Origin of the sequence: Variovorax boronicumulans NBRC 103145, from assembly GCF_001591345.1 — a bacterium.
Lineage (GTDB): Bacteria > Pseudomonadota > Gammaproteobacteria > Burkholderiales > Burkholderiaceae_C > Variovorax > Variovorax boronicumulans.
The window spans coordinates 1-8,016 of sequence record NZ_BCUS01000186.1; the positions used below are offsets into that span (position 1 = coordinate 1).

Sequence of the window (8,016 nt, forward strand, 5' to 3'; positions counted from 1 at the left end):
GCAGGTGCCGGGGCGGGCTTTGCAGCCGGTGCCGGCGCGGGCGTCGTCGTGGCCGAAGCCACGAGGGTCGAGCCCTTCGAGCCGGCCGCCGGCGGAGCGGTGAAGAGCGTACGGATCACGGCCAGCTTGGGCTGCACCGCGGTGTTGTTCTGGTCGAGCTGCAGCGCCTTGCTGTAGGCCTGGCTGGCCAGCCGCGCGTACACGTCGCCGAGGTTTTCCTGGGCGGTGGCGTAGCTGGGGTTGGTGCGAATGGCGCTTTCGAGGGCGTTGCGGGCCTTGTCGAACTGGTTCTGGCTCGCGTAGATGACGGCGAGGTTGTTGAACGGCTCGGGCAGCTCGGGCGCGTCCTGCGTGAGCTGGGTGAAGGCGGCGATTGCCTCGGCGCGCTTGCCGGTGTCGAGCTGGATCACGCCCTTCAGGAAGCGCATCTGCGGATCGCGCGGCTTGTCCTTGAGGAAGGCCTCGGCCTTGGTCATGGCTTCGTCGAGCTTGCCGGACTGCATCAGGCGGTCGACCTCTTCGTGCTCGGTCGCGGCCAGCGCGGGAAGCGCGGCGCCGCAGGCCGCAACGGCCAGGAACAGGGCGCGCACGGTGGGGGAGAAGCTGAAGCGGGCGCGAGGCCGGGGGCTCTTGGGCATTGCGGACAAGACCTCGTTGCGTTGGTGGGGAAGGGGAATGCGGCAGGCATTGTAAATGCGCCCGTCACCTCTGGATACCAAGCTGACGGAGCCCTGCGATGGCCCTATTCACAGTTGTGCCGAACTTGTGCGCTGCAGCATCATCATGTAACGTCTCGTAAGCAAAATGCACGTGTTTACCCTGATTTTTCCAACCCTCCGGAGTCCGTTTTGAAGATCACCAAACGCCGCCTGCTCGAAGGCGGCGCTGCAGCCATTGCCACCTCGCTGTTCACGCCGGCCTCGTGGGCCCAGCGCGCAGCAGGCGGCGATGCCGCCTGGCCAACCAAGCCCGTGCGCATCCTCGTGGGCTTTCCGGCGGGCGCCTCGCCCGACCTGGCGGCACGCGCCATCGCCGAGCCGCTCTCGAAGCTCCTGCGCCAGCCGGTGACGGTGGAGAACAAGCCCGGCGCCAGCGGCAACCTCGTGGCGGCCGAAGTGGCCAAGGCCACGGACGACCACACGATCGGCGCGCTGATCAACGGCAACCTCACGATCGCCAAGCTGCTGAACCCGTCGCTCGACTTCGACCCAGAGAAAGACTTCGCACCCGTCGGCCTGATCGGCACCGCGCCGCTGGTGCTGGTGGTGTCGGGCAGCGCCACGGGCAAGTCTGCAGCCGACCTGCTGCTGTGGGTGCGCAACCTGGGCAGCGCCGGCAAGTACGGCACGCCGGGCGTGGGCACGGTGGGCCACCTGGGCATGGAGCTGCTCAAGAGCCGCGCGGCCATCACCGCGCAGCACAAGCCCTACACGGGCAACCCGCAGGTGATCGCCGGCATCCTCGCGGGCGAGATCCAGCTGGCGCTGCTGCCGCCGGGCCTGGCGATGCCGCACGTGAAGTCGGGCAAGCTCAAGGCCATCGGCGTGACCTCGCCCGAGCGCAGCCCGCTGGTCAACGAGCTGCCGACGATCCGCGACGCCGACGTGCGCGGCGCCGACCTCGAGATCTGGACCGCGCTCGCTGCGCCCGCGAGCATGAAGCCGGCGGCTGTGACCAAGCTCAACGCCGCGCTGGTCGAGGTGATCAGTTCGCCCGAGGTGAGCGGCGAGCTGCTCAAGACCGGCTGGCAGGCGCAGCCCGGTTCGCCCGACACGCTGGCCAAGCGCATGCGCGCCGACACCACGCGCCTTGGTGGCGTGATCCTCATGAAGGGCATTCGCTCCGAGGCTTGAGCCTTCGCGAGGGCGACCGCGCTGCGGCTACAGCAGCGCCGACACCTGCCGTGCCGCATCGATCAGCGCCGGCAGCATCGTCTCCTGCATCACCTTCGCACTCGTGCGGTTCGCCTGCCCGCTGATGTTCAGTGCGGCCACCATGCGGCCCTGCCGGTTCACGATGGGCGCGGCCACGGAGATCAGGCCTTCTTCCAGTTCCTGGTTCACCAGGCACCACTGCTGCTTGCGCGCCTGGGTCACCTTGGCCATGAGCGCGTCGATGTCGGTCACGGTGTGCTTGGTCAGCGCTTCGAGGTTCGAGGCCTCGAGGCGCGCGCGCACCTCGTCGTCGCTCAAGTCGGCCAGCAGCAGGCGGCCCAACGAGGTGCAGTACGCCGGCAGCCGCGAGCCCACGCCCAGGCTGATGCGCATGATCTTCTGCGTCGGCACGCGCAGCACGTAGACGATGTCGGTCGCGTCGAGCACGGCGGCCGAGCACGACTCCTGCACCTGCTGCACCAGCGCTTCCATCACGGGCTCGGCGCGGTTCCAGATCGGCATCGACGACAGGTAGGCAAAGCCCAGGTCGAGGATGCGCGGCGTGAGCGTGAAGAGCTTGCCGTCGGTCACCACATAGCCCAGCGTCTGCAGCGTGAGAAGAATGCGCCGCGCCCCCGCACGCGTGAGGCCGCTGCCGGCCGCCACCTCGCTCAGGGTCTGGTGCGGTGCGCTCGCGCTGAACGAGCGGATCACCTGCAGGCCGCGCGCAAAAGACTGCACGTAGCTGTCGCCAGGGGCGGGCGTGTCGGCGGTGGAAGTGACGGAAACGGGGTGGGTTGCCATGGCGAGCGATCCTCTCTAAAATTCATTATACGAACAAAAGTTCTTTAGGCGAACAAATTGCGGTTTGCGAGGGTTCGTGAATTCGGCAGGGTGTTCGCACCGTTCGGTTTCTTCCTTCACTCCCGGAGACAGGCTTCATGATCAACAAGATCGCGCGCTCGGTCGCCGATGCCCTGGCAGGCATCCAAGACGGCGCCACGGTGCTCATCGGCGGTTTCGGCACCGCCGGCATTCCAGGCGAACTCATCGACGGCCTCGTCGAGCAGGGCGCCAAGGACCTCACGGTCGTCAACAACAACGCAGGCAATGGAGAGACCGGCCTGGCGGCGCTGCTCAAGGCCGGCCGCGTGCGCAAGATCATCTGCAGCTTTCCGCGCCAGGCCGACAGCCAGGTGTTCGACGGCCTGTACCGCAGCGGCAAGATCGAACTCGAACTGGTGCCCCAGGGCAACCTCGCCGAGCGCATCCGTGCGGCGGGTGCTGGCATCGGCGCCTTCTTCTGCCCCACGGGCTACGGCACGCAGCTCGCAGGCAACCGCGAAACGCGCGAGATCGACGGCGTGCAGTACGTGCTCGAGTACCCCATCCACGGCGACGTGGCGCTCATCAAGGCCGAGCGCGGCGACCGCTGGGGCAACCTGGTCTACCGCAAGGCCGCGCGCAACTTCGGCCCCGTGATGGCCATGGCCGCGAAGAAGACCATTGCCACCGTGCACGACATCGCCGAGCTCGGCACCCTCGACCCCGAGACCATCGTGACCCCGGGCATCTTCGTGCACCAGGTGGTGCGCATCGAACGTGTCGCCACGCAAGCGGGTGGCTTCAAGAAGGCAGCATGACCATGGCATACACCCGTCGCACCAAAGACCAGTTGGCAGCCCGCGTCGCACAAGACATCTTCGACGGCGCCGTCGTCAACCTCGGCATCGGCCAGCCCACGCTCGTGGCCAACCACCTGCCGCAGGGCCGCGAGGTCATCCTGCAAAGCGAGAACGGCATCCTCGGCATGGGCCCCGCGCCCGAGGCCGGCGAAGAAGACTACGACCTCATCAACGCCGGCAAGCAGCCCGTCACGCTGCTGCCGGGCGGCTCGTTCTTTCATCACTCGGACAGCTTCGCGATGATGCGCGGCGGCCACCTCGACATCTGCGTGCTCGGCGCGTTCCAGGTGTCGGCCACCGGCGACCTCGCCAACTGGCACACGGGCGAGAAAGACGCCATTCCCGCGGTCGGCGGCGCAATGGACCTGGCCATCGGCGCCAAGCAGACGTGGGTCATGATGGATTTGCTCACCAAGCAGGGCGCGAGCAAGCTGGTGCAGCAGTGCACCTATCCGCTCACCGGCATCGGCTGCGTCAAGCGCGTGTACTCCGACCTCGCCACGCTCGAGTGCACGCCGCAGGGCCTGAAGCTCGTCGACACCGTCGAGGGCCTGAGCCGCGAAGAACTCGAGACGCTGGTCGGCCTTCCGATCGCCGCCTGATCCCATCCAAGCCATCAGAGAGAGACAACTCACATGACCACCCAAGCCTTCATCTGCGACGCCGTCCGCACCCCCTTCGGCCGCTACGGCGGTTCGCTCAGCAGCGTGCGCACCGACGACCTCGGCGCCGTGCCGCTGCGCGCCCTCATCGAGCGCAACAAGAACGTCGACTGGCAGGCCGTGAGCGACGTGCTCTACGGTTGCGCCAACCAGGCCGGCGAAGACAACCGCAACGTCGCGCGCATGTCGGCGCTGCTCGCGGGCCTGCCGATCGAAGTGGGCGGCGGCACCATCAACCGCCTGTGCGGTTCGGGCCTCGATGCACTGGGCACCGCCGCGCGCGCCATCCGCGCCGGTGAAGCCGGCCTCATGATCGCTGGCGGCGTCGAAAGCATGAGCCGCGCGCCCTTCGTCATGCCCAAGGCCGAGAGCGCCTTCAGCCGCAACAACGCGGTGTACGACACCACCATCGGCTGGCGCTTCGTCAACAAGCTCATGAAGGCGCAGTACGGCGTCGACTCGATGCCCGAGACGGCCGAGAACGTGGCCACCGACTACAAGATCGAGCGCGAGGCGCAAGACCTGATGGCGCTCAACTCGCAGCTGCGCGCCGTCGCTTCGCAGAAGTCCGGCTTCTTCGACGCCGAGATCGTGCCCGTGAGCGTGCCCCAGAAGAAGGGCGACGCCCTCATCGTCAACAAGGACGAGCATCCGCGTGACACCACGCTGGAGGCGCTGGCCAAGCTCAAGCCCATCGTGCGCCCCGACGGCACCGTCACCGCCGGCAATGCCAGCGGCGTGAACGACGGCGCCTGCGCGCTGCTGCTGGCCGACGAAGCCAGCGCCGCCAAGCACGGCCTCACGCCGCGCGCCCGCGTGGTCGGCATGGCCACGGCCGGCGTCGCGCCGCGCATCATGGGCATCGGCCCGGCGCCCGCCACGCAGAAGGTGCTGGCGCTCACCGGCCTCACGCTCGACCAGATCGACGTCATCGAACTCAACGAAGCCTTCGCCGCACAAGGCCTCGCCGTGCTGCGCCTCTTGGGCCTGAAGGACGACGACGCGCGCGTGAACATCAACGGCGGCGCCATCGCACTGGGTCACCCGCTCGGCGCCAGCGGCGCACGCCTGGCCACCACCGCGGTGAACCAGCTGCACAAGGGCGGCGGCCGCTACGCGCTGTGCACGATGTGCATCGGCGTGGGGCAGGGCATTGCCGTGATCCTGGAACGCGTCTGATGGCGTTCGCCCGACGCGAGCTGCTGCTGGGCCTGCTGGCAGCAGCGGGCCTGCCTGCGCATGCACAGCAGCAGGCCGACGGCAAGCCGATCCGCATCGTCGTGCCCTTCGCGGCTGGCGGCGGCAACGACGTGTTCGCACGCCAGATGGCCAAGGGCCTGGGCGAGGTGCGCAAGTCGGGCGTCATCGTCGACAACAAGCCCGGCGCGGGCGGCAACCTCGGCACCGAGCAGGTGGTGCGCAGCACGCCCGACGGCAGCACGCTGCTGCTGGGCCACACGGGCACCGTGTCGATCAACCCGGCGCTGTACAAGGGCCTGAAGTTCGACGCCCGCAAGGACCTCGTGCCCGTGGCCATGTTCGCGTCGTCCGCGCTCGTGCTCGTGGTGCCTGCGGCCTCGAAGGTGCGCAGCGTGGCCGACCTCGTCAAGGAGGCCAAGGTGCGCCCGGGCCTGCTCGACTACGCCTCGAGCGGCAGCGGCACGGGCGGCCATCTCACGGGCGAGCTCTTCGCGCAGCGCACCGGCACGAAGATCAATCACATTCCCTACAAGGGCACCAACCCCGCGCTCACCGACCTCGCGGGCGGGCAGGTGCAGATGATGTTCAGTGTCATCCCGCCCGCGCTTGCGCTGGTCAAGGGCGGGCGACTGCGCGCCATTGCCGTCACCGGTGCCAAGCGCTTGCCGTCGCTGCCCGACGTGCCCACCGTGGCCGAGTCGGGCCTGCGCGAACTCGCGGGCTTCGAGAGCACGCTCACCTACGGCATCCTCGCGCCGCGCGGCACGCCCGATGCGTTCGTGAAGACGCTGTCGGCGCAGATGCTGCAGGTGGCGGGCGGCGCCGAGTTCCAGTCGCGCCTGGACGTGGAAGGCGCCGTGCCGCTGCTCGGCGGGCCGGCGGAGTACGCCGCGCTCATCGCGAAGGAAAGCGCGCTGTGGGCCGGCATCGTCAAGGCCTCGGGCGCGTCGGTCGACTGAGCGGCGACGCACCGCTTCCCACCCATCAACGATTCATCAAACCGGAGACTCCCCTCATGTCCTTCTTCCGTTCGTCGCTTTCGCGCCGCGCCATCGCAGCGGCCGTGCTGGCCCTGACCGCTGGCGGCCTGCTGCCCCTGACCGCTTCGGCACAGCAGCCTGCGGCCTTCCCGACCAAGCCCGTGCGCATCATCACGCCGTTCCCGGTCGGTGGTGGCCCGGACGGCGTGGCCCGCCTCGTGGCCGACAAGCTCTCGCGCGCCTGGGGCCAGCCGGTGGTGGTCGAGAACCGCCCGGGCGGCAACGGCTTCATCGCCATCGACGCCTTCAAGCGCGGTGCCAAGGACGGCCACGACATCATCGTGCTCGACAACGTGCACCTGGCCGCGTACCCGGCGCTGTTCAAGAAGCTGCCCTACGACGCGTCGAAGGACTTCGACGCACTGCTGCCGCTGTTCAAGACCTACTTCTTCTTCACCGTCGCGACGAACAGCAAGTACAAGACCGTGGGCGACCTGATCGCCGACGCCAAGGCCAACCCCGGCAAGCTCGACTACGGCTCGTGGTCGGTCGGCAACCCGGTGCACCTGGGCTCGGAACTGTTCGAGTCGGCCACCGGCACGCAGATGGAGCACGTGATCTACAAGGAGACCACGCAGCTGTACACCTCGGTCGCCACCGGCGAGCTGGCCTTTGCGCTGGGCAGCAGCGCCACCGCCGGCCCGCTGCAGCGCGCCAACAAGCTGCGCTTCCTGGCAGCGGCAGCGCCCCAGCGCGTGGCCGCCTTCCCCGACGTGCCCACCGTGAGCGAATCGGGCGGCCCGAAGGGCTTCGAGGTGATCGGCTGGAACGCCATCGCCGTGCCCAAGGGCCTGCCGGCTTCGGTGACCGACAAGATCAAGCGCGACATCGAGAAGGGCCTGGCCGAACCGGACGTGCTGGAGAAGTTCAAGAGCTTCGGCTACGAGCCGTTCCCCACCACGCGCCCGCAGTTCGACCAGTTCGTGGCGACCGAAACGAAGCGCTTCACCGACGTGATCCGCAAGGCGAACGTGTCGCTGGACTGACAGCGCGCGCCCAGGGCGCATCCGCAACGAACAAGGCACCCGCGAGGGTGCCTTTTCTTTTGGGCGCCGCGCCCAGGGCGAGAGATTGTGCTGTCCAAAAGTCACATGTTACGTATGGATACGCGACAGGGTAGATCGTCTACCGAAGGGCCTGACAGAGGCGGAGTGGCCCCGCATGGGGCGGTCGCTCCCGTTTCAGGGTAGCCCCTTGCAGGGATACGCGTAACCGGCACCCGTTCTTACATTTTTGACTTGCACATCCGAAATCGTCGCCGTGGGGAGGAGCAAGCCATTGCTGCTGCACACGGAGGTCCACCTGCTCAGTCAGTGAACGAAGAGGGAGTTGAGTCATGAACAAGATTTTCCGAACCCTGTGGAGTCCCACCGCCGGCACCTGGGTGGCCGCGCCGGAAATCGCGCGCGGCCACGCGCGATCGTGCAGCGGGGGCGGCGTGCGCGCGGTGGCTGCAGCGGCGGCAACGGCGGCGCTGTGGGTCTGCGTCGTGCCGGTGCTCGCGGCCGGCGGTGCGGGTGGCCAGCCGGTCGGTGACGCGTCGCTGAACGCGGGC

Annotated in this window: 9 protein-coding genes; 7 read left to right on the forward strand and 2 right to left on the reverse strand. The window is 68.3% G+C overall.

Features of this window, described 5'->3' with window-relative positions:
* Positions 1 to 638: tetratricopeptide repeat protein (locus VBO01S_RS29870; protein ID WP_157627504.1), on the reverse strand; the 638-nt coding region annotated here is incomplete at its 3' end.
* 210 nt (positions 639 to 848) lie between these two features.
* Here VBO01S_RS29870 and VBO01S_RS29875 point away from each other — a divergent pair.
* On the forward strand, positions 849 to 1,853 hold the full coding sequence (locus VBO01S_RS29875) for a Bug family tripartite tricarboxylate transporter substrate binding protein (RefSeq protein WP_062482441.1): 1,005 nt from the start codon (positions 849 to 851) through the stop codon (positions 1,851 to 1,853).
* Positions 1,854 to 1,880: 27 nt separating this feature from the next.
* On the opposite strand, the gene VBO01S_RS29880 is transcribed toward VBO01S_RS29875, so the two are convergent.
* Positions 1,881 to 2,678, reverse strand: coding sequence for an IclR family transcriptional regulator domain-containing protein (locus VBO01S_RS29880; protein ID WP_062482445.1), 798 nt, complete (start codon positions 2,676 to 2,678; stop codon positions 1,881 to 1,883).
* A gap of 137 nt (positions 2,679 to 2,815) precedes the next feature.
* On the opposite strand from VBO01S_RS29880, the gene VBO01S_RS29885 reads away from it, so the two are divergent.
* The 6 genes from VBO01S_RS29885 to VBO01S_RS29910 form a co-directional block, all read left to right on the forward strand.
* Positions 2,816 to 3,517 (forward strand): 3-oxoacid CoA-transferase subunit A, encoded by a 702-nt coding sequence (locus VBO01S_RS29885; RefSeq protein ID WP_062482447.1) that lies wholly within the window; start codon positions 2,816 to 2,818, stop codon positions 3,515 to 3,517.
* A complete protein-coding gene (locus VBO01S_RS29890) occupies positions 3,514 to 4,161 on the forward strand; it encodes a 3-oxoacid CoA-transferase subunit B (RefSeq protein WP_062482449.1) in 648 nt (215 codons plus the stop codon). The genes VBO01S_RS29885 and VBO01S_RS29890 overlap by 4 nt, the downstream gene beginning before the upstream one ends.
* A 33-nt stretch (positions 4,162 to 4,194) precedes the next feature.
* Positions 4,195 to 5,400, forward strand: a complete 1,206-nt coding sequence (pcaF, locus tag VBO01S_RS29895) for a 3-oxoadipyl-CoA thiolase (RefSeq protein WP_062482451.1) — start codon at positions 4,195 to 4,197, stop codon at positions 5,398 to 5,400.
* Positions 5,400 to 6,380, forward strand: a complete 981-nt coding sequence (locus VBO01S_RS29900; protein WP_062482453.1) for a Bug family tripartite tricarboxylate transporter substrate binding protein — start codon at positions 5,400 to 5,402, stop codon at positions 6,378 to 6,380. Before pcaF ends, VBO01S_RS29900 begins: the two co-directional genes overlap by 1 nt.
* A 56-nt stretch (positions 6,381 to 6,436) precedes the next feature.
* Positions 6,437 to 7,447 (forward strand): Bug family tripartite tricarboxylate transporter substrate binding protein, encoded by a 1,011-nt coding sequence (locus VBO01S_RS29905; protein ID WP_062482455.1) that lies wholly within the window; start codon positions 6,437 to 6,439, stop codon positions 7,445 to 7,447.
* 350 nt (positions 7,448 to 7,797) lie between these two features.
* Positions 7,798 to 8,016 (forward strand): ESPR domain-containing protein (locus tag VBO01S_RS29910; protein WP_157627506.1); only part of this gene is annotated, 219 nt, incomplete at its 3' end.

Excerpts from the sequence above, each read along its gene's own strand:
- VBO01S_RS29880 (WP_062482445.1), bottom strand. The coding sequence starts at position 2,678 with ATGGCAACCCACCCCGTTTCCGTCACTTCCACCGCCGACACGCCCGCC.
- VBO01S_RS29885 (WP_062482447.1), top strand. The coding sequence starts at position 2,816 with ATGATCAACAAGATCGCGCGCTCGGTCGCCGATGCCCTGGCAGGCATC.
- VBO01S_RS29890 (WP_062482449.1), top strand. The coding sequence starts at position 3,514 with ATGACCATGGCATACACCCGTCGCACCAAAGACCAGTTGGCAGCCCGC.
- pcaF (WP_062482451.1), top strand. The coding sequence starts at position 4,195 with ATGACCACCCAAGCCTTCATCTGCGACGCCGTCCGCACCCCCTTCGGC.
- VBO01S_RS29900 (WP_062482453.1), top strand. The coding sequence starts at position 5,400 with ATGGCGTTCGCCCGACGCGAGCTGCTGCTGGGCCTGCTGGCAGCAGCG.
- VBO01S_RS29905 (WP_062482455.1), top strand. The coding sequence starts at position 6,437 with ATGTCCTTCTTCCGTTCGTCGCTTTCGCGCCGCGCCATCGCAGCGGCC.